The organism is Lysinibacillus sp. NPDC048646 (genome assembly GCF_050272295.1).
GTDB lineage: Bacteria > Bacillota > Bacilli > Bacillales_A > Planococcaceae > Lysinibacillus.
The window spans coordinates 78,082-102,334 of the sequence record NZ_JBNNLZ010000013.1 but is presented as its reverse complement, the minus strand read 5'-3'; the positions used below and the strand labels follow the sequence as shown (position 1 = coordinate 102,334).

Here is a 24,253-nt window from a genome sequence, read left to right as displayed (position 1 = left end):
ATCATGCGAAAAATTCAAACGTACCTTTTACCAATAACCTTTTTCTGCATCATTTTCGGTGGCTTTGTCGTGCATGTGTTAACGGTGGATCGCCCGCAATCAGAAATGGAGAACCGTCCGTTAGAATCAGCAAATATTTCTCCAAGCCCTCAGGAAATCTTTTCAGGGAAATGGTCAAAACAGGTAGAATCCTATATTTCCGATCAATTCCCTGCACGTGATACATGGATGCGCGACTACGTCTTCTTCCAACGTGCCATGGGCAAAACATATTTAAACGATAAGTATGCAGTTGATGATGAAAGTGGTTGGATTATTTCTAAGCCAGCCGCATTAAAACCTGAAGAGGAGCTTGCCTCCTTTGCGACAGATTTACAGAAATTAAGCGAAGGGTTAGCTGCAAAAAACATACCTTTCACGTTTTATTCACTACCTGCTAAGGCGACCTACTCACGCGAACCAAGTCCAAGCTATATGCCCGACGATGCAGGTATTGCCAACAATACAAAACTACATGAACTTGTTACAGCTGCCGGCGTAGACAATGTACGTCTCTATGATGAAATGAAGGAAGAATTTTCTGCAGCACGAAACTTCTTTAAAACGGATCATCACTGGACAATGCGCGGTGCCTACTCAGGTTATGAGGCACTGTTAAAAACAGTAAGCGAGCGACTTGGTGAAACAATCACGCCTATTCCATTCGATGAAGCCAATACATTTTGCTTACCAAATCAGTTCGCCGGCTCTTGGAATAAAATCCTGTATATGACTGTCGATAACAATGAACAGATTTGCTACAACGAGCCCGCATCGTTTGCGACACAGTTCACCATTTACGACGGGACAATGGCAGAAGGCATCACTGCTCCGTACGAGGCAGTGTACGGTCGTGCCAAGCAAATGAGCCCAGACGCGTTAGTGAATTATGCAGACGCCTATAGTCGGGACTTTGCCGAACTCACGATTGTAAACGAAAACTATGATAGTAACAAACATCTTGTAGTCATCAAGGATTCTTACTTTAACACCATTCAATTTCATGTAGCGAGTCACTTTAAAACAGTGACGATTTTAGACTTACGTTATCTAGAAAAAGATGTGATTTCTTATTTACAAAGCATGCAGTCAGACTATGTCGTGCTTGCCTACAATGATCGAAATCTAAAGTTGATGCCAGAGTGATTGTACTGTAAGTGGAAGTCGCACTTCTATTAACGATAGTAATGGTTTTATCCGCGATAACGCTCTTCTAGTGGCGATTCAGACTGTTTTACCGGCGTTAACTGCCCTTCTTGCGGCGATTCAGACTGTTTTACCGGCGTTAACTGCCCTTCTTGCGGCGATTCAGACTGTTTTACCGGCGTTAACTGCTCTTCTTGCGGCGATTCAGACTGTTTTACCGGCGTTAACTGCTCTTCTTGCGGCGATTCAGACTGTTTTACCGGCGTTAACTGCCCTTCTTGCGGCGATTTTCATCTACACACAAAAAAGCAGTGATTTCTATCAACTGAGAAATCACTGCTTTTTCATTTTATGAGACACGCTTCCTTATTTTCCCGACAATCCATTGACTGAATGGTAACAATGAAATCAACTTCGTCAACAAGATGCAAACGACTAACGTCCACAGCATTAACAATGGCACGCGGACAAGTGTACTATCAAAATGCGCTACAAACCATCCTGTCGATAGGCGCAGAACCTCCCAATGCATGAGATAAATCATAAATGCATATTGACTAATGATGCGAACGACTTTCGTATGCGGCAACGACTGCCCCCAAGCAATCACAAACAGCACAATACTCACTACTAATGGCACCAAATCGAGTCGTCTCGAATGCACCTCCGTGTATCCAAGTAGTAAACGCATGTACAAAAATGCAGCAGCTAACAGTAGCAACACGATCGTCGCACCACGATACTTCTTTGCCAACTCCGCAATTTGCGAATAATACATTCCTATTGCATAGGCCACTGCAAAATAACCAAGCCAACCTGTAAACAATAATCGAAGCACCATGGCATTGTCTTCAAAAATTGGGTATGGCAATAAAATAACCGTATGATGGATAAGCGTAATCAGTACACATAATGGTAAAAACCATGCTAACGACCACTTAAATCGCTTCATCAGCGCAAACACCACATACAGCTGCATAATCACAACCACAAACCAGCCAACAAACTCCCCATAAACCACATTGTTCACATACTTTTCCCACAACAAGCCCTTACGATAAATCGACTCCACAAGGGACGCATCTATAAACGCCCACACTAAAAAAGGCACAAAAATATACTGAATTCTACTCGACCAAAAGTTAGTCGGTATTTGCTCACGATAACGGTTCGCCAATATTAAAATCGACAACACAATAAACGTTGGCGTTGCATAGCACAGCGCAATGCGCAAAAACAAATAAAACGTCTGCTCCGGCTCTACACCAACTTCCATAATAACCCACGAAGACGTGTGCAATAGTAAAATGGATAAACACGCCACCACACGTAGGTAATCCCACTCTTTAATCACGACAACATTCTCCTAGTACTTTTTTCTCTCTAGTAAGCATGTCATATTTTGTCGATGAATGCAATGGCGATACTTGTAAGCTAGTTTTCTATGCTATAATGAAAGTGATTAAAATTTAAGAGAAATATTTTAATAATAGATACCCTAAGGAGAAGGGAGTATTGAAATTAATGGAGAAGGTTTTAAATGAACTTAAGCAAATTAATCAACGTCTTGATTCAATCGAAAATCGTCTTGAATCACTAGAAATAGAACAGCAACAAATCAAACAAGCTGTTTTAGAAACAAATGAAAAAGTAAATCGACTAGAAGCCATCCAAGAAAGCCAACATCGCATTATCGAATTACTATCAGCTCGCTCTATTCAACATGAAGCAGAATTAAAAAGAATACAATAAGAAAACGCCCTCTTCTATGAGGGCGTTTATTAATTTTGCAAAGTTTATATTAGTATATTAGTACTTACACAAAAACAGCTTGAAGACGCTTCAATTTCTCTCTTGCCTCTTCTTCTGTTTCCCCAACAACTCCAAAATAGAACTTGCATTTTGGCTCTGTACCTGATGGGCGAATAGCAACCCAAGATCCGTCATCTAGTACAAATTTCAATACGTTTTCCTTTGGTAATACAATAGGCTCAGTAGTTCCATCAGCTAAAGTTGAAAGACCTGTTAAATAATCCTCAAAACGTCTTAAAGCTACTCCACCTATCGTTTGAGGCACTTCTTGTCGAAGATTATTTAAAATCTTCTTCATTTCTTCTTGACCATTCTTCCCCTCAAACACTTGAGACACAAGTGCTTCTTTAAAAAAGCCATACTCACGATACAAATTATTCAGGCCATCTAATAAAGTCAGCTCTTTTTTCGCATAGAAAGCAGCCATCTCCGCTACCTTTAACGCAACTTGTACTGCATCTTTGTCACGCACAAATGTTTCGATTAAATAACCGTAGCTTTCTTCATAACCAAATAGATACGAATAAGCCCCTGTTTTTTCATACTCTGCAATTTTTTCTGCAATATATTTAAAGCCTGTTAACGTATTCACAGTTGCTACACCAAACTGTTTGGCAATCATTGCTCCTAATTCAGAGGTTACAATTGTTTTCAACACAACTCCATTATCAGGAAGCGTACCATTCAACTGTTTTGTTGACAATAAATAATGCAGCAATAATGCACCAAGCTGATTCCCTGTTAAGAGTTCATAATCTTCCCCGTTTTTCACTGCCACACCTAAACGGTCTGCATCTGGATCTGTTGCCAGCAAAAGGTCCGCTCCTACTTCCTTCCCCAACTCCATTGCTAACGCAAAGGCAGCGGGCTCCTCTGGGTTAGGGTAAGAAACAGTTGGAAAATCTCCATCCTGTATAGCTTGTTGCTCCACAATATGTACATGTTGAAAACCAAACGCCTGCAAGCCTTCAAGAACAGGCACTAAGCCAGCTCCATGCAATGGTGTATAAACAAGCTCCATACCTAACGCAATATCATCATTATCTTTTAATGTTAAGAGGTTCGTTAAATAAGCAGCATCCTTATCTCTAGTTAGCCATGTTAATATTTCTTGTTGCTCTAATTGTTCAAGCTCTGCCACTTTAATCGAGAAAATATCCACAATTTTCTCCATATGCTCCACGATGTCATTTGCAAATTGTGGTGTTAGTTGGGCACCGTCTTCTCCGTATACTTTAAAACCATTATATTGCTTCGGATTATGGCTAGCCGTAATGACAACACCTGCATAAGCGTTCAACTCACGTACGGTAAAAGATAATTGTGGTGTGGGGCGTGCTTCATTATAGACATATGAATAAATGCCATGTGCTCCCAACACACGAGCCGTCTCACAAGCGAATTCATAAGAAAAATGGCGTGTATCATAAGCAATGACAACACCTCGCTTTTTAGCGTCCTCGCCATTCGATTTTATATAACAAGCAAGGCCTTCTGCGACACGACGAATGGTATAAACGTTCATACGGTTTGTTCCAGCGCCTAAAACACCTCGCATTCCACCAGTGCCAAAGGATACATATTGATAAAAGTGATCTTCAATAGCTTTTGTATCATTCGCAATCATTTCTAATTCATTCGCTAGATGATCTGGTAATTCAACATCTAACCATTGATCATACAATTCTCTTATAACAACCATTATTTTGACACCTTCTCTTCTTTCAATAGCTCTAGCATTTTACGTTTATATGCCTCAACACCTGGCTGATCAAACGGATTGACCTCCAGCAAACACGCACTCATTGCACATGCCTTCATAAAGAAGTAAATTAAATACCCAAGATGATATGCATCAAGCTTTGGTAACTCTAATTGAATAACAGGTACTTTACCCTCTGCATGCGCAAGCGCAGTCCCTTGCTTGGAGATGGCGTTAATTTCATTAAATGTACGATTCGATAAATAATTTAGACCATCCTCATTACGATCATCAAATGGCACCGCTAAATCGCCTTCAACCTCATGAAAGTGTAGTAATGTCTCAAACATCACACGACTACCCTCTTGAATAAACTGTCCAATGGCATGTAAATCCGTTGAGAAATTGACCGTCGAAGGATACAACCCTTTATGTTCTTTTCCTTCACTCTCACCAAATAGTTGCTTCCACCACTCATGGAATTTATTCAAGCCGGGCTCAAAGGAAGCTAATAATTCAATCGTATAGCCCTTTTCGTACATTATATGACGCATCACCGCATACTGATAAGCATCATTATACGCCAAATCCGACTCTGAAAGTTCCGACGCTGCATGTCTAGCACCATCCATTAAAGCTCGAATATCTACACCTGCTGCCGCCACAGGCAATAACCCAACAGGTGTCAGCACCGAATATCGTCCGCCAATATCTCTTGGAATAACAAACTGACGATAACCCGCCTCATCTGCAATACCCTTTAAAATTCCTTTTTCAGCATCCGTCGTTACAAGAATTCGTTCTGTCACTTTCTCTCCGTAACGCTCCTCCATATAAAGGCGCATCACACGAAACGCCAATGCTGGCTCCATTGTGCCCCCTGATTTCGAAATCACATTGACATACACCTGTTTTGTATCTAAATATGCAAGTAACTCCTTAATGTATGCGCCGCTCATATTCAGCCCCACATAAACAACCTCAATACCACCCTTAGCTAAACCAAAATAAGGCATCAATGCCTCTTGAATCGCACGTGCTCCTAAAAAAGAGCCACCAACACCAACAACGACAAGTACATCCGCACAAGCTCGTACCTCACTCGCTACTCTTTCAATAGAAGTAAGCAGTGCTTCTTGGTTTTGTAATGGTGATTCCATCCAACCAGTTAAAGTATACTCTGGTAAAGCCTTATGAATCGCCTCCACGCGTACTTTATATTTTAAAATATCACTATCATCTAGCGAACAATTCAACAATGTCGTTTTTACGATTTCTGTTATCACTATAGAATCCTCACTTCTAAAGGTAAAATATGATAATTTCATTATGGCATAGAAAAAAAAGAAAACCAACTCGAAGCAAAGAAATTGAGGTTGTTTCATTCAATATCAAGAATAATATTATTCTTACCTTTCCATTTATTACCTTTTATGTCTACATGGATTAGCCAGTATTAAAATCAACAACCACACATTAAATATATTCATTGCATAGCACAACGCGATCTAAAAAAACAAATATGCTTTTTTAGAAACAAACGAAAAAGTAAATCGACTAGAAGCTATCCAAGAAAGCCAACATCGCATTATCGAATTACTATCAGCTCGCTCCATTCAACATGAAGCAGAATTAAAAAGAATACAATAAACAGCGAACGCCCACTTCAGTAATTAGCTTGAAGTGGGCGTTTTATTTATAATTGCTTTTGTGTAGTTGGTTAAAACTATTTTAATCGATTTATAGGAGGTTTTTATAAATGTAAAAGATATTTCAAAGGTTATTAAACAAGAAATAAAAATCGAAACTCATGATTTAACAGATATCATTGACAAAATACTATATAACACAAACATTTACAGTCGATAATATATTATTTCATGTCAATTTCGATGATCCTGCCGAAGATACTTACTACAAAAATTAAGTATTCAAAGTCCAAAAGCAACAAAGAAATATTAAATTACTCACAACTCTTATTATTTTAAGAGAATCCTACACAACTAACTTTGAATCAAACATACATACTTTTTTGTTTCAATGCTAGAATCCTTTAAACATAGCAGTCAATGGGCACTAAAGCACCAAAATTTATTCCCACCTGTACAGCAGGGAGGTTCAAAGCATACAAAAAGCCCTGCAGGAGATCTCTCTCCCACAGGACATTTCATAATCTATCTAATATTTTTCAATTGAAATTAGTTAGAAAGAACATTAGAAATAGTTACAGCGTTACCACCAGCATCTTTAAGGTCAACCGCACCTAATTTGATAGCTGTTAAAGCTTTTCCAACTACTGCTGATGCATGATATGCATGTGTTACAGTAATAACCTTTTTATCTGTGCTAACTGTTGCTACTGAACCAACAATTGTTGCTCCGTCAATAGTTAAGTTTAAAGCATCACTAACAGCTAAAGTTTCTACAGCTTCAGAGAACGTTAATGTTAAAGTTCCATCAACAGCAGTAATTGGTGCTACATAACCACCTGTTGTGCTTTCAGAACCAGCAACCACTGTAGTACCTCCTGCTGCTGCAGTTGCTGTTACTACTTTATCAGCAGTAGCTAATGCATCAATCGCGTCTACTACATCAGTTTGTGTTGCTGTTGCTTTAATTGTCACTGTTACTTTATTATCAGTTGAATTATAAGCAGCCTCAGCCTCAGCTGTTGGAGTACCCACTACAAGTTCAACCTCAATTCCATCACCATTACCAGGTGCAGCTGCAGTTGCAGTAAATGTAACACCTGAAACTGTAGCTTTACCTAAATCACCTACAGTACCTACTGCTGGTTTACCTTGTACTGCTGCAGTAGTAACTTTCGCTGTGTTTAATACAGTTGCTGATACTGATGCATTAATAGTATAAGTTGCTTTTGTTTTACCATCTTTTGCAGTTACTTCTACTGTCCAAATAGTACCATCAGCATTTTTTGTTGCTGCTGCTACTTTTGCACCAGAATTATTAGTAGTTACTACTACTTCTTCTGCTTTGATATCAGCTAAAACTGTACCAACTGGGAATACTACATTATAAGTAGTTCCTGATCCAATTGCTGCAACATTTTTCACTTTTATCGAAGATACTGAAGTATCTACTGCTGTAGCTTCAACTGTATTAATTGGAGGTGTACCAGAAACTGATTTAAGATAGAATGTAGTTTCGTCACCTTTAACCTCATAAGTAATTTCAACAGCTGTAGCAGCATCTTTTAATGCTTTTTCGAAGTTTGCAAGTGATACTGGACGGTTATCTGTATCACGATAGATGAATGTTTTACCTGTTACATCAGCATATTTAACTGCATTTTTACCAGCAATAGTGAATGTTTGCTTATCTGTATCGAATGACTCAATGATACCTTTTTCTAAATTACCTACTTCTTTTGTACCTGTGAATGATGCTTTTGTTTCAGAAGTTGTGCTGATTGTAAATGGTTTTAATCCATTTGTAGCTGTATCTTTAACAATTGCATTAGCTGTTACTTTAACTGCTGCTGATTTTTCAGAATTTGCAGGTTTAACTGTAATTACTGGTGAAGCTGAATCAGCAACTGTTACAGTATAATCACGGTTTGGTGATACTGTTTTTGTTTCAGTTTTACCATCTTTAAGAACAGCTGTTACTTCTACATCATTATCACCAGTGTTTGTTACTGTGTATGTTGCAGAAATTAAATCATAATCTGTATCCGTAATTGGCATTTTCTTACCAGATTGGTTTGTTAATTGGAATTTGAATTCAGCACTTTCGTTACCTTTGAATTTCTCTTTGTCTTCGCTAGTAGCTGCATCAACAGATACTAATTTACCAGCTGTTAATTTAGCTGCTTCGAAGTAAGAAATTTTTCCAATTGTAGTTGGTTCACCTTCGTCAAGTTGGCCATCTTTAGCATTTGAACTATTAATATCAATCCATGCTACTGGTGTCGCATAGTCATTTGTATTTCCATTTTCGCTACCAATTACGAATTCTGCTTCACCGTTAGCGTTAGTTTTTACAGTAATTTTGTCTTGTGTATTACCGTTATCTGGTGTTTTATCATAGAATTTAACTTGTTTACCATCAGAATCTAATTTAACAAATTTAGCTTTAGTGTTTGTGCTAATTACACGGTCTAAATCTTCGTTGAATGCGATATTTACGATTTCGTTTTTAGCAACTTTACCGTCTTTATCTTTAACTAATACTTTGTATTTACGACCATTTTTGTCACCAAATGCTGCGTATTCGCCACCATCACGAGTTAACTCAAGTGAGTATTGAGCTTGTAATGCTCCGAATTTAACTTTTGCAGCTGTAACTTGTAATAGGTCAGCTTCATAGTAAGATGCATAATCCTTACCATTTGTAGTATCAGTATTTAATTCGAAGATTACTGGTGTTACTTCAGTGTTTGCACCTGATACTGTGAATGTAGCTTCACCTTTTGAATCAGTTGTAATAACAGCAGTTTTTGGAATTGTATTGTTTGTTAATTGTCTTACATCTAAGCCATTTACTGTAGCGTTTTTAGCTTCATTTGGAGCAACATTGATGTTTTCAACGAATGAAACGTTTAATTCTTTATTTGCCACTGGCTTACCAGTTGTTGGGTGATTGTAAGTAACTTTATAAGTTTTGTTAGAATTGTTGTTGATTGTAGCACCAGTAGTTACTTCTTCAACTTTAAGGATTGAATCAACACCCCAGAATACGTATCCAGTTGAGAATTTAGAACGATCACCAGTAGCGTATACAGTTAATGTGTCAGTTGTTGCAGCATAACGAGTATAAGTGTGAGTTGCTACACCATTTTCGTCAGTAAGTGCTTCAACAGTAACTGGAGCTTTAATACCATCGTTTGAACCTGGTACGAATAATGTTACTGGAATACCTGCTTTAGAAGCACCTTCAGCTACAGTAACTTGTGCTTTAACAGTTACTTGTTGACCAAGTTTACCTTGAACTGATTTTTCTACGATATCAACTTTAGTTGGGATTACAGCTACGATACCTTTGAATGTACCGATTTTGTCTTCGCCAAGAGATACAGTGTACTCTTTGTCAGCTGTTTGAGCAGCAGTTGTTAAAACAACAACTTTTTTGTTTGTTTGTTTTACAGCTGCGTTTTTAACTTCAAGATCAGAGATTAAGAAGTTAAGAGCTTGTACGTTGTCCACTTCTGTATCGAATGTTACTTCAACAGTTGTGTTGTTAATAGCTTTAACAGTTGAAACGCCTGCTTCAGGTTCCATTACATTGTTGATTGTACGGTGTAAGAATGAAGCGAATTGACCGCGAGTAATGCTGTTAGCTGGGTTGAATTTAGATACGTTAGTGATACCAGCGTATTCTAAAGCAACGATTGCATTGCGTTGTTCTGCAGAGAATGCAGCTTCAAGGTCAGAGATTTCTGTTACGAAACCAGCTTTTTTGTAGTCAGCTACTAAATCTACGCCAGAAGTTTCTTTGATAGCACGTACTAAAACAACTGCCATTTGTTGACGTTGCATAGTTTGCGTGTGGTTTAAGTTACCATTTGAACCAGCGAATACGCCTGCATCTTTAGCAAGTGCAGCATATTTAACTAATTCAGCTTCAGCTGTTACCGGTAGATCTGTGAAACGTTGTTTAGTTTCCCAGTCTGCTGGAATTTCTTGGCCTTGAGCTTCTAACCAACGACCTAATAATTTAACCACTTGACCGCGGTTAATAGATTGGTTTGGTTTGAATGTGCCATCAGCATATCCATTGATGATACCTGCTTCAACTAATGCGTTGATTGCTACCTCGTGGTCGTTACCTGCTACATCTGAGAATCCTGCTGCAGAAGCCACTGGTACGATAGCAGAAGCTACTAAAGTAGCTGTTGCAGCCGTAGCTACGAATTTTTTGTATTTCTTTGGTTGGTTAGCCATAGAAAAATTTCCTCCTCTAAGTTCAAAAATTATGTTTATACCACATAGATATGCAGTAAATAAACAACTACACATAAAAGTATAGTTGTATCCCTAAAAGTTGTCAATCATATTTTGGGAAAGTTTCTAATTCATTTCCGGAAAAAATAGGACGTCTAACTCTCTTTTACCATTGTCGGCTATCTAAGGTTATTTTTCAAGTAAAATCACGTAATTTCCCCAACAAAATCTTTCTTTCTATGGATAAATGTTCAAATTTACTATAATCCTGCTGAGATTACCGCATAATTATATTTTCGTAAAACTTTAGTGGTAAGTGACAGTAGAATTTTCCATCTATGATTCGAAATGACTCCTGAGTTTCTATATTTTTAAAATTTAAGAACGAAAAAAGCTCAAGCATATAATATGCTTGAGCTTTTTTCGCTTGGGCTACCAACCGTTGTTTCCTTGCAGGGAATTCTATTATTTCATAGAGGAAATTCCTATACACCTACAGTCTAACACTTTCAATTTAAAACGACAATACCATTTTTTAAAAATTATTGGCGTTTCTGTCTTGCCACTTCCAATAAAAATAATGGCAGTGCAATTTGACGCTTGATACGCTTAGGTTCTTTTAATAATCGATAAAACCATTCAAGACCAAATTTCTGGAAAATTTCTGGTGCACGCTTCACTGTGCCTGCAAGCACATCAAATGAACCACCCACACCTTGATAAATCGTTGGGTGCAATTGATCACGATTGGCATTAATCCAATTTTCTTGTTTGGGACTGCCCATTGCTACAAATAGTAAATCAGGCTGTGCTTCGTTAATGCGGTCGATTACCTTCTGTTCGTCTTTTTCATAGCCGTCCTGTATGCCGACTATTTTAATAGAAGGAAATAATGATTCGAGCTTTGCTTTTGCTGCATCTGCAACACCTGGCTTGCCCCCATAAAGGAAGACGGGCTTACCACGTTTTGCCGCTTCTTCGCAAAGCTTCATCATCATATCGACACCGGTTACGCGTTCACGAATTTGCCCTTTTTGAATTTTTGACGCAAGGATGACACCAATACCATCTGGAATTTGAAATTCCGCATCATTTAACAGTTTCTTTAAAGCAGGGTCTTCTTTAGCTTTGATAATTTTTTCTGGATTGATGGCTACAACGAGCGCCTTTTGTTTCTTTTCAATGCGCTCGAATGCCATATCCATTAATTCATCGTAGCCTTCCGTATTGACGTTTATGCCAAGTACTGTTTCTTTCATCGATTTTTCGCATCCCCAAGTAAATGGAACTCAAAGCCCGCATCTTGCCAATTTTCTCGGTTTAAGCAGTTTTTCGTATCGAAGACGATTTTTGTTTTTGCTGTAATGTCTGCTGCGTTTAGCGCTTTGAATTCATTGTGATCTGTTAGCACAACAATAATGTCCGCATCTTTTGTTGCTTCCACTAAGCTTTGCGTTTGTGTAACATGTTTGTTTTCTTTAATGTGTGGATCATAAGAAATCACATCTAAGCCTAAATTTTGTAGTTCATCAATGACAATCGTTGATGGACTTTCACGCATATCATCCACATTACCTTTGAAGGCTAGTCCAAGAACGGCTACTTTACCACCCGCAATTTTGTTTTGATTTAAGATGGCCTGTGTTTTTTGTGCTGTATAGCTTGGCATACTGTCATTCGTATTACGAGACAGATGAATGATTTGTGCTTGCTCGCCGCCAAGCTCTACAAGGAACCATGGGTCAACTGCGATACAGTGACCGCCTACACCAGGACCAGGGAAATGTACATTTACGCGTGGGTGATAGTTCGCAAATTTGATTGCTTCCCAAATGTTTACGTCCAGTTTTTCCGCCATTTTTGCTAACTCGTTGGCAAAGGCAATATTGACATCACGGTATGTGTTTTCCATAACCTTTACTAACTCAGCTGTTGTGGCATCCGTTAGGTGAATTGTGCCATTCACAAATATTTGGTAAAGCTCTTTTGTCATTTGTGATGATTTCTCATCGATCCCACCAACAATACGATCGTTGTTCACTAATTCTTCAAAAATACGACCAGGAATAACACGTTCTGGTGAATGTGCGACAAACAGGTCAATACCGAATTCAAGGTTTGCTTTAATCAGCTCTGGTAACATCACATGCTCCACTGTTTTCGGTGGGACTGTTGATTCAAGAATTACAAGATTTCCTTTTTTCACAAAAGGTACAATGGAAGCAGTTGCTTGACGTACATATTCTAAATTAGCTGTATTGTCAGGATTTATTGGTGATGGAACAGCGACGATGAATACATCCGCTTCCTGCGGTGTAGTAGACGCTGTTAGGAATCCTTCATCTACGGCTTTGTTTAGACGCTCCTGCAAACCGTTCTCTTCTATATGAAGTTTTTTTTCTTGAATACTTTTTACTGCTGCTGGGTTTACGTCTACCCCATGTACTTTTATGCCGTGGTTGGCGAACATTACAGCCGTTGGTAAACCGATATAGCCAAGTCCAACGACACAAATTGATTTAGTCATTCTCTATTCTTCCTTCCGTTTCAAAAACGAGTAGTCATTAATTTATCTGTTTTGTGTAAATGCAATCGCATTTTTGTTCTGCATTATAGTATACATCTTTCAAGGGAAAGTGTGAATCAATTTGTCATTTTGAAGCGTTTTATGCGCTCTATTTACCTTGGTAGGGCTATCTGTTGGTAATATGTGAGTTTTATCAGCGGTTTTTGCGCGGCTATCGGCGATTTCGTCACTTCTATCAGCGATTTTCGCGCGGCTATCGGCGATTTCGTCACTTCTATCAGCGATTTTCGCGCGGCTATCGGCGATTTCGTCACTTCTATCAGCGATTTCCATTTAGACTCGCCAAGTTGTATTTCGTATGTTTACCGAGGCCACTACGCGTTAATTTTTGCAAGATGCGTTTTGTGACATGAGGGCTTTCAATTTTCAAAAAGTCGCGACATTCTCTGTTCGTCATCGTATTGCCCACAAGCATATAAAAATCCCTAAGCGCTGACACATGTGCCTCTTTACATTGGTGTTCACACTTCTGACAAAACCATGTCGCTTTTAATTTCTGCATGCCAAACTGACCACAATTTTCACAATAAACCCCCTTTTGCAAAACAGATGATTCAATATGATAGTACTGGCAAAGTGGAAACGGATTCGTATGCCGCAGTTGCGACAAAATGATGTGTGCTATATCGTTTGTAGCAAAATACAGTTTCTGTGATTTTAGCTTATGGATATACAGCGGCAGCTCTTTCCCCATTATGATTGGCAATCCTTCACCCTCTCGATGAATATCTACATTATTAAAAGGAAAAACAATTGCTCCGTATATTGGCATAGTAATGTCATGAGCATCCAAGAAATGCTTCGTTGCCTGCATATACTGCTCAAGCTGAATTTCAGGATGTGTAAAAGTATGAACCTCTCCCGTTTCCGTGGAACGGATAAGCTGACGAGGGTCACTTTTGAAATGTACGGTTCCTCGGATATTTTTAATTTCTAAAATAATGATTCCGCTTGGGGTAATAATCAAAATATCGATTTGCATCGGGAGGATAGCGGGAAGCATAACATTGTGGAATATGTGGCAATCGCTGAGTTGTTGTAATTTTTGAAGCTCATTCATGATGTATTGCTCGCCGAAATCACCCGCTTCCTTATTTTTCAGTTCTTTTTGTAATTTTAGATACTGTGAATGTGTTGAGGGCAATCGAGCTACAAGCGCTTGCAGTCCAAGGGTGAGCGGTGACGGCGCAAATGGTTTAACAATCAAAGACATCACTCCTTTTCTACAAACTATAACAAGAAAAAGTGTGAAAAAATATGATTTGCATCAAATTAAAAATTTGCCCCTTTTTCTAAAGGGTAAGTGTGCAAATTTCGAGCGGTTAGCGGCGATGTTTTCTCTTTTACCGGCGATTGTTGTGGGGTTACCGGCTATGTTTCCTCTTTTACCGGCGATTGTTGTAGATCTACCGGCGATGATGACGATTACCAGGTATCTTTCACATAAACAAAAAAAAGGAACCTCCATTAGTATCTGGGATTCCTTAATTTTCCGCTATCTAACAATTTTAAGATTGATTGGGCCTGTTGCATATGAAGCGCCAATACATATTGACTCGCTTGCAATAAAATTTGTGACTTCACCATATTCATCATTTCTTTGGCAATATCTGCATCACGAATGCGCGACTCAGCTGCCGTTAAATTTTCAGCTGTGTTCATGTTCGCATTATATGCATGTTCAAGACGATTTTGATAAGCACCAAGCCTCGAACGCTCAGAGGATACTCGCTTTAAAGATTCGTCCAGCGTAGAAATAGCCTTATCTGCGTCCTCTCGTGTGGCAATTGAGGTTGTATCATCTAGACCAAGCGCTGCTGCCCCCATACCATTGATGTACAATTCAATGCTTTGACCAGCATTTGCACCCGCCTGAATTTTAATGCCATTCGTTTCGTAGTCACCATTTAGTAGTGTCTTTGTATTAAACTCGGTATCTTTAGAGATCCGCTGAATTTCCTTCTTTAATTCCTGAAACTCCAAATCCAGTTGCTGACGATCACTATCCGTCATTGTGTCATTGGCGGCCTGAACTGCTAGCTCACGCATCCGCTGGATCATGGCATGCGTTTCATTTAGTGCGCCCTCTGCTGTTTGAACAAGGGAAATACCATCCTGAATATTCTTCGACGCCATGTTCAATCCGCGTATTTGGGCACGCATCTTTTCAGAAATTGCAAGTCCTGCAGGATCATCAGCTGCACTATTAATTCGATAACCTGAGGAAATCCGCAACATGGATTTGCTCATGGCATTGTAATGCCGATTCATATTGTTGAGTATCGACATCCCCGTAGCTGACCAATTGCCAAGCATTGCTTCACCACCTTCATAAATTGTATTTGTAGTAATATCGGTCTCTGCTAATTTTTGTGAAGCTACCTCATTAAAACACTTTCCGTAAATTGAGAATATTCCGGTATTATTCTTATTCTTCAAATGAAATATAAAAACACCCATTTCTTTTCAATGAAAGTGGGTGCTCATTTCATGTGCCATGTATTCAAGGTTCGAAACCTCCGAGTTGATTGCTTTTTTGTTGTAGTAGGTCAAAAAAGAGATCCTCATTGTGATCTAATAGTGCCCTATCGATTAAATAATCAAAGTTTTTTTGCTCTATTTCGATTATCAGTTGCTCCATCTCACCCACTGTCACAGAAGAAACAAGGGGTATTTGCGGTTTCGGTGTAGCGCTTTCAAGAATAGGCGCTAGATGCTCGTGGACATTCGTAATAAGTAATAATTGATAAAGTGGTAAACGAATGAAACGATTTCCTTTTTGGAAAACGAATACCTCAGATAAGTTTTCGATTTGTTGTGTATGCAAGTTGATAATCATCTCTTTTCCTTCGATGGGTATGAAATGGAAAATCTCATTCTCTTTTAAAATAGAGAAATATTGATAAGCAAATACGAGACGCAATTTATCTCCAGTAATTTTTGTGTAAAATGGCTTCATGTATTGAACTTGCATCATCCTTCATCCCTCCTAAATTATCTGATTATTCAGATTTTAACATAAATAAATCCTCTTGTTAACTATCTTTACTCCAATTTTTTTCTTTATCATCATTCGGCTTATCATGTCCCCATTTTAATCGTATAATGGGAGGACAGTCTTTTTTACCTGATAAACAGTGACATTCAAAAATCATCTAAAATAAAACTTCAACTAGTAACAGTTATAATTGAGAGGAGTGGAGTTATGGCTTTGTCTATTTCGCAACTAGCTAAGGAGCATCAGCATTTTGTACTTGCAACATTAAAAGAGGCTGAGCAAGACTTACATCCTTCATCAACTGAAGATGAGGAACTTGTGCGTCGTGCAGTTTTTTCAGTACGAAATAAATCTATTGCATTTGAACGTTTTAATAGCGCAAGTTCTATATTATATGCAAGTGTACAGGATGTCAGACCCGCTTCCGTAGAAATTGATTTCGCACACGAGACCTTGTCTTGTAATTGCCCTCAGCTAAAATGGTGTCGCCATCAAGTTGGTGCATTGCTTGCGCTTTATCAGTACGTTGATTCCGTACAAAATTGGTCAAGTGCATGGCGAGCACAAAAATCCGTGCAATTAAAAACGCTAGCTGATGAACGTAATCCAGAAAGTTGGCAATTAATGGTAAATGAAGTAATGAAACGTATACTGCCACCTGGTCGTATACTGGAAGGCTATGCTCTATCCGCTATTCGCTCAGATGCACTGGAGCGTCTTCGTAAACATATGCCCTTTGAACGTGAATGGCAGCCGCTCTATAAACTTTTTACGGAGCTGACAATCTTCCAGATAATATGGCGTCATTTAAATGAAACACCTGGGCATTCACTTGATTCACCCTATATGAAATACTTTATTGATCAAAGTATTCAATCTTTTGAAAGTACACTGACGGAACTTAATGGACGCTCACGCCTTTTTGCGACGGATCCTTTTTACGATGCGCTTCAAAAAATTGTACGGGACTTCTTATTAGAGCGTCGTGAACTATTTGCCAGTCGACTACAAATCTACATGCTGCTATGGGCAGTGCTTTTTTATGAGAAGCCTCGACGTGAACAAGAACTAGCACTTCTTAACGAACTTGAAGATCTTTCATCTGAGATTTCATTGCAATCGTTGAAGCTATTGTTTTACGTCCTATTACAAAAAGAACAGCTATTAGAAGAAGGTATTGCACATATAGATATGGAGCATATGAACGACTTATTTGAGCTCGCTACATTTGCAAAGCGTGCAGGAGAGCCAGACGCTCAGGCATCCATCTTACGCGCGATGCTACCATTTGCAGAAGCTTTTTTACAGGAAACTGTGCCAGTCGTACAGCGTGCCCAATATGTACGTCAGTTTCAATTATTATACGAAGACGTAAAACTGACTGACGAAGAAGAGACCTCACTATATAGTGCCTTTGGTGTTTATGGCCTTCAGCCATTCTCGTTTTTCCTTATTAAAAAAGAACGCTATCGTGAATGGGCAGCCTTGCATCAATTAAATCTTTCCTCCCTTTCATATTTAGAAATGTGCGGATTAAAAGATGTGTTACAGGTAGCTCCCGCGACCGTATTGCCTTTGTATCATGTATATGCAATGGCTGAGATAACCCAGAAATCGCGTATGAACTACAAGCAAGCGGTTCGAATATGGAAAAGTATGCGAAGTGCTGCAAAACGAGCCGGCAAAGCTGGTTATTTTGAAACGTACATGCAAACAATACGTGCAGAGTTTAAACGACTACGTGCATTACAGGAAGAGATTGAGAAAGGAAACTTAGTATAATGACTTTAAATGCTACCTCTCCGTTTATGAAAAAAATACAGCTCCGTATTGAGACAGCTCAGGATGGTTATTTTGCGTTACAGGGCTTTACTGCTGGTGGTGTAGCAATGGAAGCAAGTTCACTGGTTTCTGCATTGTTTTTTAATTATGAAACAAATGTCTATGGTGTACTGGCCAATCGTACAGATCTTTCCATCGAGGTTTCTACTGCTGAGCTACTCGATATCTTTTCTTTTCGCTATCAGCATCCATTTATTGAATGGCATGGGATGAATGAAAAGAGTAGTTCATTATTAGAAGAAGTGTCGGCACTGCAAGTGTACTGGCAAGATCCTACACTTTGGAAACATGCCCATATTGCTGATGATTTTTCTTCACTAGCATTCCCAATAGACGGTATTGATACGAATTTACTTGAAACTGCAGTGCAGCAAAAGCTTATGCATGCAGGGTTGGTGTTATCAGATTTACCGAAGCTATTACCATTTTTCATGCGTGGTGGCTGGCCTTTAGAGCAAGATCGTCAGGCAGGCACTGTTATGGTGTCACTACGTTTAAGTGAGCCTGAGGAAGATTCGGACGTATGGTTGTTAGAAACTGTCCTTAGTACGGCTACGACAAAAAATTATTGGACACCCGCTATTCGCAAGCAATCACTACCAATCGTTAATGCCTTACCGACAAAATGGCAGGAATTCGCAAATGACATTGCGCATCAACAAACACAAATCGTGGAACTCCTTACAATTGACGGTATACGAAGCGATATTTTTATCCATGAGACCCTTGAGGATTTAGAGGTTCGTACATTTTTACGTGAAGATTTAGCTAGAATTCAAGCGCTTGGCTTTGATGTTGTGCTACCGGCTTGGTTAAAGGATTTAAAACAATCGAAAATGCGCGTTCGTGTAAGTACTGGTAATGTCTCCACTAAAAAGGTTGCTGGATTAGATGATATATTAACTTTTAAATGGCAGTTTTCAATGAACGGGGAGTCGATTTCACCTGAGCAATTCAAAAAACTCGTTGATGAAAAACGTGAATTTATACGCATTGGTACAGAATGGTTTCGTGTAGATGCAAACTGGATGCAGGAAATGCGCGAATTGATGCAACAAGCAGAAGATGAAAGCTGGACTGTTCGCGAGTTACTATTCCGTGAGTTACCAGAGGATTTATCGCTGCCTCTTGAAGAGGAAGATGCTGATGATGCGTTACGAGATGATCCACTCTTTGCTTTTGAATTGCAGCAATCTCTGAAATCCTATATGGAGCAGCTACACGAGAAAAAAGGACTGCCATCTGTTCCACTACCTATATCACTTCAAGCTGAGTTGCGCCCTTATCAGCAGGAAGGATTTGAATGGCTCATTTTTATGCGAGAACAGGGCTTCGGCGCTTGTCTTGCTGACGATATGGGGCTAGGTAAAACCGTTCAGCTTATTTCATATCTGCTGCATGTTAATGAAACGCTAGACTCACCTAAGCCATCCATTATTATTTGTCCCACGTCGGTACTCGGCAACTGGCAAAAAGAACTAGCTCGTTTTGCTCCGTCCTTAATCGTGCATACACATTATCAAGCAAATCGAGCAAAGGAAGATGATTTCGTTCAACTCATAGAGCGAGAGAAGCCACATGTTATTTTATCTACCTATGGAACTGTGTCACAGGATGCCGAATTTCTACAAGAAATAGACTGGACAACAGTTGTACTGGATGAGGCACAGAATATTAAAAATATGCAGACGTTACAATCTCGTTCCATTCGTAAATTACACGGGAAACATCATATTGCCCTAACAGGTACACCTGTTGAAAATCGCTTATCAGAGCTGTGGGCTATTTTTGATTTTATCCATAAAGGTTATTTAGGTAGCTTCGGTCGCTTTAATGAAGAATTTATTTTACCGGTTGAACGTGATGAGTCAGAGCAACATAAACAAAAGCTTCGTGCGAAAATACAACCATTTTTACTACGCCGAACAAAACGTGATCCTAATTTGCAACTTAATTTACCAGATAAACAGGAATCTCATGCATACTGCCCATTAACTACTGAGCAAGCATCCCTTTATGAAGGCTATATTTTAGAGACGCTTGATCAGTTAGAGCAATTAACAGGCTTTCAGAAAAAAGGTCGTGTCTTAAAGATGCTCAGTAAATTAAAACAATTATGTAATCATCCTGCCCTTTATTTGAAGGAACCTTTCGAGGATGCCACAACGATGCTAACACGTTCTACAAAATTAGAACGTATTGTCCAAATGGCAGCGGAAATCGTGGACAATGGCGAGCAATGCCTCATTTTCACACAGTATATTGGTATGGGACAATTGCTACAGCATTGCTTCAGTGAATTGCATAATGTCGATGCTCCGTTTTTAACAGGCGCTATGCCAAAGCAACAACGTGACCGATTGGTGGAGGCATTTCAGGCAGGAGAATTCCCTATTTTCCTCCTTTCTTTAAAGGCAGGAGGCACAGGGCTAAATTTAACAGCTGCCAATCATGTGTTGCATGCCGATCGCTGGTGGAATCCTGCGGTTGAAAATCAAGCCACAGACCGCGCTTATCGTATTGGGCAAACACAATTTGTACAAGTGCATAAGTTTGTGACAATCGGTACTATCGAGGAAAAAATTGATAAAATGCTGGCGCAGAAATCTGCATTGTCGGAAGAACTCATTCAATCAAGCCAATGGTTAACGGAACTTGAAGATCATGAGCTTCGTGATTTGATGACACTTGATTACAATATTTCAACGTAAATAGTACGCGCCAAGAGCACAATGTTCTTGGCGCTCTTTTAGTTTGCAAATTTCAGTGAACAATGTCTTTACTACTTTCCTACTTACTTCAACTTCGTATTTAGTTGTGTGTGAAATGCTCATTGTTGTGCGGTCTTCAACAATGATTAAGTTATTTTAAGGTATACATCCGTCCTTTCAAATAAATGATTACGGTGCAAGTACTATCATAGGAGAGAATGGCGGATCAGATAATTTTCAAACTTGCCCCGTATGTATAACGTAAGTCGGTTATACTACTGGTAATTGCAGTTCTTCCTCTGGTAGCACAAAATCCTTTAAGCTATTCTGCTCAGTGAATGACTGTGGCGGTCCAATCGCCACAGCACTATCTCGGGGCTTAAGCTTATAAAATCGGACATCTTCTACGACTACTTCTGTAATGTAAATTTTTGAGCTTTCTTCATTCACGAATGACCTTGACTGGATACGGCCATTTGCGCCAATTAAGGAACCTTTTCCACAATTTTTAACGATACGCTCTGCCAGTTTTCCCCATACTGTGCAAAGAATAAAGTCAGCCTCCACTTCCCCACGACTGTTTTTGTAATTGCGGCTAATGGCAAGAGAAAAATGTGTTTGCACTCGATTTCCAGATAATTGTCGTAATATAGGATCCTTTGTTAATCTTCCAACTAGTCCGACCTGATTCATCAATTCACCTCCTTTGCTTTTAATTGCTCTCATCATACAAGAACACTTCTAAAATTGGCAAAAGTCGAGTTTTGTAATTTATGCTGATTTTTAAGCATAAATTGGAAATATTGATATGTTTATTTTTTAATATTAGGATGTTTTCCCAAAATGGACGCTTATGTCCGTAATAAATAGTCCTGTTTTTTAAAATATTAAATTTGGCATATTTATTACTTTACTAATTAAATATGCCAAAGCCAGTGATACACCATGCCTAATTGATTATGTTATACTAAAAGGAATGACCGACTTAGGAGGATACATAATGAAAACATTTAAAATGCTTTCCTTTGATCTTGTTACCAAAGATGGCATACAACCTTTTCCTTTAGTCGATGGCATTATTATTAACCAGGAAAACAGCCATCAATCTTGGATTCTTGAACTGTTTATGGACCGACAATTCCGCTCGATATTTGATGAATTATTAGCGAATGATGCCGTTTTCAATGTCCGCGCAGTTATTTCATCGCCCGATAATGAGCCTGCCCCTTTCCGCGTTGCCGTACATGCCGTACATGAAATTGGCGAACATATCTCCATACTTTTAAAAGGGACATTAAAGATAAAACGTTCAAAATATGCTGAGCAACTGCTTGCAGAACTTCTTGCAGAGGGAGTTTCATCAGAAGAGTTACTGGACCGCTTCGCGCATGGTATGAAAGAACGACCAAAACTGAAAAATGACTGATTTACCTCTAGAACGATGCGTAGTTTTTACGTATCGTTCTTTTTTTATATTGGACAAGCGAGAACAATCATGTAAAATGTGATGTAAAAAATATGGGAGGGAACGCATTTGAAATTTGATGTACGTAAAAAACCATTAAAATTGTTGTGGCTAGAGGCTTTACAGAGGCGATTAAAGGAGGGAGATGCTAACATTAGCTTATTATGCCGAGCAATTTAGAAGATTGGATGCAGGATTTGCTGGTGAAAAAAGAGTAGACCGTGAATGGAATGAAATAATATATCCAAATACTTTTTTTATATTGCATAATTTAATACTAACTAATGCAGCAAACCATCCACATCAACTTGATAGCCTCTTTATATGTAATCATTTTATGTTAATTATCGAAATAAAAAACATTAACGGGCGTCTAGACTTTGATGGAAATACACATCAATGTACGCGGACAAAGCCTGACGGAACAGTTGAGGGCTTTCCCAATGCAATCACTCAAATTCAACGTCATCTTCAATTCCTAAAAGTTTTTTCTCAAAATTATTCCCTTCCCATTGAAGGTGCCATTATCTTGTCTAACCCATCTGCAATTATCGCGACACACCCAAACTCGGTTCCTATTTTTCATGTGTCAGGACTTCAAAGTCATCTTCAGTTACTTTTTAATAAATATCCAAAATCCTTTTTAACGAATGAACAGTTATCCCGTTTTGTCCAGCGATTTCGTGATCATCACCAACCACAAGTATTACCACCCCTTATTGCTTCTTCAAGATTCCACCATGGTGTCCTTTGCCCAAAATGCCAGTATAAATACCAAATGCATTATCACCGCGGCTTTTGGAAATGTTCAAACTGCAACTATGCAAGTACAGAAATTTTTGCCGAAGCCTTGCAAGATTATCGCTTATTAGTAAGACCTACAATTACCAACAGTCAATTGCGTGCATTTTTTGGTATTCAATCGAGTGACTCAGCTAATCGCTTATTGAAAAAATTCCAATTTCCCTATACTGGAACTTTTAAAAATCGAGTCTACCTGCTACCTGACAATTTACAGGAATATATGAAACCATTTTTTGAGTAATTTTTAAAAATTTGTGCTACTTCACAGATTTACTTCCTACTTTGCGGGTATTTCCTTGCTTCCGCAGGTATTTCCTTCTCTTCCACGGGTATTCCTCGCCTCCGCGGGTATTCACTCCACTTTCGCGGGTATTTCCTTCTCTTCCGCGGGTATTCCCGCAGCTTTCGCGGGTATTTCCTTCACTTCCGCCGGTATTCCTCGCCTCCGCGGGTATTCACTCCACTTTCGCGGGTATTTCCCTCGCTTCCGCAGGTATTTCCTTCGATTCCGCGAGTATTCCCCGCCTCCGCGGGTATTCTCGCACCTTTCGCGGGTATTCCTCGCCTCCGCGGATATTCCCAAACCTTCCGCAGGTATTCCTACACCTTTCGCGGATATCCTTCACCTCCGCGGATATTCCCACAACTTTCGCGGGTATTCTCGCACCTTTCGCGGGTATTCCTACACCTTTCGCGGATATCCTTCACCTCGTGGGTATTCCCGCACCTTCCTCACTTCTCCATATAGAAAAAAGTGATTCCGTATAATGGGAATCACTCTTTTTTGTATTATCGGTTATTTAAGTTGTCACGGTCTTTGATGTCTTTATTGTCTTCAATAATATCTTCATTATTGACGCCATTTGTGCCGTTCATATTGTTGTTATTACGATCGACACCGTTTGCATTTGGTACATTATCATAGCCATTTGTGCCATTGATATCGGCATTGGTACCTGGTGCTGTAGCTTCTGGAACTACATTATTATCGTTAACTGTGCCACGATTGACACCGTTAACATCACGATCATAGACATTATTATTCCTGTCTGGATCTACGGCATCTTTGACATCATTGACGCCTTCACGAATGTCGTTCCTTGTATCCTCCATGGGAGTCTCATTAGCTGCATTGTTTCCCCAGTTACAACCTCCAAGGAATACTGTAGCAAGAATCATGGTGAAAAATGACATTTTCCACATAAAAAAACCTCCTTTCTCCGTTAGGTACTATGTCAGCAAAT

At 39.2% G+C, this 24,253-nt stretch carries 19 protein-coding genes; 7 read left to right on the top strand and 12 right to left on the bottom strand.

The features are described 5' to 3' along the window. The first annotated feature begins 3 nt into the window (after positions 1-3). Positions 4-1,185 (top strand): DHHW family protein, encoded by a 1,182-nt coding sequence (locus tag ACQKII_RS14905; protein ID WP_427460513.1) that lies wholly within the window; start codon positions 4-6, stop codon positions 1,183-1,185. Between the two features lie 70 nt (positions 1,186-1,255). Then, positions 1,256-1,540 carry a hypothetical protein gene (locus ACQKII_RS14900; protein WP_427460512.1) on the top strand — a complete coding sequence of 95 codons (285 nt, stop codon included), beginning with the start codon at positions 1,256-1,258 and terminating at the stop codon, positions 1,538-1,540. Here ACQKII_RS14900 and ACQKII_RS14895 read toward each other — a convergent pair. Further along, positions 1,535-2,539 (bottom strand): acyltransferase family protein, encoded by a 1,005-nt coding sequence (locus tag ACQKII_RS14895; RefSeq protein ID WP_427460510.1) that lies wholly within the window; start codon positions 2,537-2,539, stop codon positions 1,535-1,537. The two genes, ACQKII_RS14900 and ACQKII_RS14895, sit on opposite strands and share 6 nt — an antisense overlap. Positions 2,540-2,709: 170 nt before the next feature. Between ACQKII_RS14895 and ACQKII_RS14890 the strand changes: the two genes are divergently transcribed. Then, positions 2,710-2,937 carry a hypothetical protein gene (locus ACQKII_RS14890; protein WP_427460508.1) on the top strand — a complete coding sequence of 76 codons (228 nt, stop codon included), beginning with the start codon at positions 2,710-2,712 and terminating at the stop codon, positions 2,935-2,937. A 64-nt stretch (positions 2,938-3,001) separates the two neighbouring features. Here ACQKII_RS14890 and ACQKII_RS14885 read toward each other — a convergent pair whose 3' ends face one another. The 9 genes from ACQKII_RS14885 to ACQKII_RS14845 all read right to left on the bottom strand — a co-directional run bounded on the left by ACQKII_RS14885 (position 3,002) and on the right by ACQKII_RS14845 (position 16,166). Further along, positions 3,002-4,699, bottom strand: a complete 1,698-nt coding sequence (locus ACQKII_RS14885; protein ID WP_427460506.1) for a phospho-sugar mutase — start codon at positions 4,697-4,699, stop codon at positions 3,002-3,004. Then, positions 4,699-5,958 (bottom strand): glucose-6-phosphate isomerase, encoded by a 1,260-nt coding sequence (locus tag ACQKII_RS14880; RefSeq protein ID WP_427460547.1) that lies wholly within the window; start codon positions 5,956-5,958, stop codon positions 4,699-4,701. The genes ACQKII_RS14885 and ACQKII_RS14880 overlap by 1 nt, the downstream gene beginning before the upstream one ends. Positions 5,959-6,897: 939 nt before the next feature. Further along, complete coding sequence (locus ACQKII_RS14875; protein WP_427460504.1) at positions 6,898-10,602, bottom strand: S-layer homology domain-containing protein; 3,705 nt, start codon at positions 10,600-10,602, stop codon at positions 6,898-6,900. 542 nt (positions 10,603-11,144) lie between these two features. After that, positions 11,145-11,861, bottom strand: a complete 717-nt coding sequence (locus ACQKII_RS14870; RefSeq protein WP_427460502.1) for a WecB/TagA/CpsF family glycosyltransferase — start codon at positions 11,859-11,861, stop codon at positions 11,145-11,147. Further along, positions 11,858-13,129, bottom strand: a complete 1,272-nt coding sequence (locus ACQKII_RS14865; RefSeq protein WP_427460500.1) for a nucleotide sugar dehydrogenase — start codon at positions 13,127-13,129, stop codon at positions 11,858-11,860. Before ACQKII_RS14865 ends, ACQKII_RS14870 begins: the two co-directional genes overlap by 4 nt. A 99-nt stretch (positions 13,130-13,228) precedes the next feature. Next, a complete protein-coding gene (locus ACQKII_RS14860) occupies positions 13,229-13,462 on the bottom strand; it encodes a hypothetical protein (protein ID WP_427460498.1) in 234 nt (77 codons plus the stop codon). Continuing rightward, entirely contained in the window at positions 13,449-14,396 is a 948-nt protein-coding gene (locus ACQKII_RS14855; protein ID WP_427460496.1) for a nuclease-related domain-containing protein, read from the bottom strand. The genes ACQKII_RS14860 and ACQKII_RS14855 overlap by 14 nt, the downstream gene beginning before the upstream one ends. 260 nt (positions 14,397-14,656) lie before the next feature. Continuing rightward, positions 14,657-15,505, bottom strand: coding sequence for a flagellin (locus ACQKII_RS14850; protein ID WP_427460545.1), 849 nt, complete (start codon positions 15,503-15,505; stop codon positions 14,657-14,659). Between the two features lie 187 nt (positions 15,506-15,692). Further along, positions 15,693-16,166, bottom strand: coding sequence for a transcriptional regulator (locus tag ACQKII_RS14845; RefSeq protein ID WP_427460494.1), 474 nt, complete (start codon positions 16,164-16,166; stop codon positions 15,693-15,695). Between the two features lie 228 nt (positions 16,167-16,394). On the opposite strand from ACQKII_RS14845, the gene ACQKII_RS14840 reads away from it, so the two are divergent. Next, complete coding sequence (locus tag ACQKII_RS14840) at positions 16,395-17,969, top strand: hypothetical protein (protein WP_427460492.1); 1,575 nt, start codon at positions 16,395-16,397, stop codon at positions 17,967-17,969. Beyond that, a complete protein-coding gene (locus ACQKII_RS14835; RefSeq protein ID WP_427460490.1) occupies positions 17,969-20,740 on the top strand; it encodes a DEAD/DEAH box helicase in 2,772 nt (923 codons plus the stop codon). Before ACQKII_RS14840 ends, ACQKII_RS14835 begins: the two co-directional genes overlap by 1 nt. Positions 20,741-21,010: 270 nt before the next feature. Here the strand turns inward: ACQKII_RS14835 and ACQKII_RS14830 are convergent, their stop codons facing one another. Beyond that, positions 21,011-21,433: a single-stranded DNA-binding protein gene (locus ACQKII_RS14830; protein WP_427460488.1), complete on the bottom strand. Its 423-nt coding sequence runs from the start codon at positions 21,431-21,433 to the stop codon at positions 21,011-21,013. Positions 21,434-21,740: 307 nt separating this feature from the next. Here ACQKII_RS14830 and ACQKII_RS14825 point away from each other — a divergent pair, with 307 nt between their 5' ends. Continuing rightward, positions 21,741-22,166, top strand: coding sequence for a YwpF-like family protein (locus ACQKII_RS14825; RefSeq protein WP_219361238.1), 426 nt, complete (start codon positions 21,741-21,743; stop codon positions 22,164-22,166). Between the two features lie 184 nt (positions 22,167-22,350). Then, a complete protein-coding gene (locus tag ACQKII_RS14820) occupies positions 22,351-23,250 on the top strand; it encodes a nuclease-related domain-containing protein (protein ID WP_427460486.1) in 900 nt (299 codons plus the stop codon). 548 nt (positions 23,251-23,798) lie between these two features. On the opposite strand, the gene ACQKII_RS14815 is transcribed toward ACQKII_RS14820, so the two are convergent. Further along, positions 23,799-24,212 carry a hypothetical protein gene (locus ACQKII_RS14815; protein WP_427460484.1) on the bottom strand — a complete coding sequence of 138 codons (414 nt, stop codon included), beginning with the start codon at positions 24,210-24,212 and terminating at the stop codon, positions 23,799-23,801. Positions 24,213-24,253 lie beyond the last annotated feature (41 nt).

Coding starts and splice junctions, on each gene's coding strand:
- ACQKII_RS14905 (WP_427460513.1), top strand. CDS start 4: ATGCGAAAAATTCAAACGTACCTTTTACCAATAACCTTTTTCTGCATC.
- ACQKII_RS14890 (WP_427460508.1), top strand. CDS start 2,710: ATGGAGAAGGTTTTAAATGAACTTAAGCAAATTAATCAACGTCTTGAT.
- ACQKII_RS14885 (WP_427460506.1), bottom strand. CDS start 4,699: ATGGTTGTTATAAGAGAATTGTATGATCAATGGTTAGATGTTGAATTA.
- ACQKII_RS14875 (WP_427460504.1), bottom strand. CDS start 10,602: ATGGCTAACCAACCAAAGAAATACAAAAAATTCGTAGCTACGGCTGCA.
- ACQKII_RS14870 (WP_427460502.1), bottom strand. CDS start 11,861: ATGAAAGAAACAGTACTTGGCATAAACGTCAATACGGAAGGCTACGAT.
- ACQKII_RS14865 (WP_427460500.1), bottom strand. CDS start 13,129: ATGACTAAATCAATTTGTGTCGTTGGACTTGGCTATATCGGTTTACCA.
- ACQKII_RS14860 (WP_427460498.1), bottom strand. CDS start 13,462: ATGGAAATCGCTGATAGAAGTGACGAAATCGCCGATAGCCGCGCGAAA.
- ACQKII_RS14850 (WP_427460545.1), bottom strand. CDS start 15,505: ATGCTTGGCAATTGGTCAGCTACGGGGATGTCGATACTCAACAATATG.
- ACQKII_RS14845 (WP_427460494.1), bottom strand. CDS start 16,166: ATGATGCAAGTTCAATACATGAAGCCATTTTACACAAAAATTACTGGA.
- ACQKII_RS14840 (WP_427460492.1), top strand. CDS start 16,395: ATGGCTTTGTCTATTTCGCAACTAGCTAAGGAGCATCAGCATTTTGTA.
- ACQKII_RS14835 (WP_427460490.1), top strand. CDS start 17,969: ATGACTTTAAATGCTACCTCTCCGTTTATGAAAAAAATACAGCTCCGT.
- ACQKII_RS14830 (WP_427460488.1), bottom strand. CDS start 21,433: ATGAATCAGGTCGGACTAGTTGGAAGATTAACAAAGGATCCTATATTA.
- ACQKII_RS14825 (WP_219361238.1), top strand. CDS start 21,741: ATGAAAACATTTAAAATGCTTTCCTTTGATCTTGTTACCAAAGATGGC.
- ACQKII_RS14820 (WP_427460486.1), top strand. CDS start 22,351: ATGCTAACATTAGCTTATTATGCCGAGCAATTTAGAAGATTGGATGCA.
- ACQKII_RS14815 (WP_427460484.1), bottom strand. CDS start 24,212: ATGTGGAAAATGTCATTTTTCACCATGATTCTTGCTACAGTATTCCTT.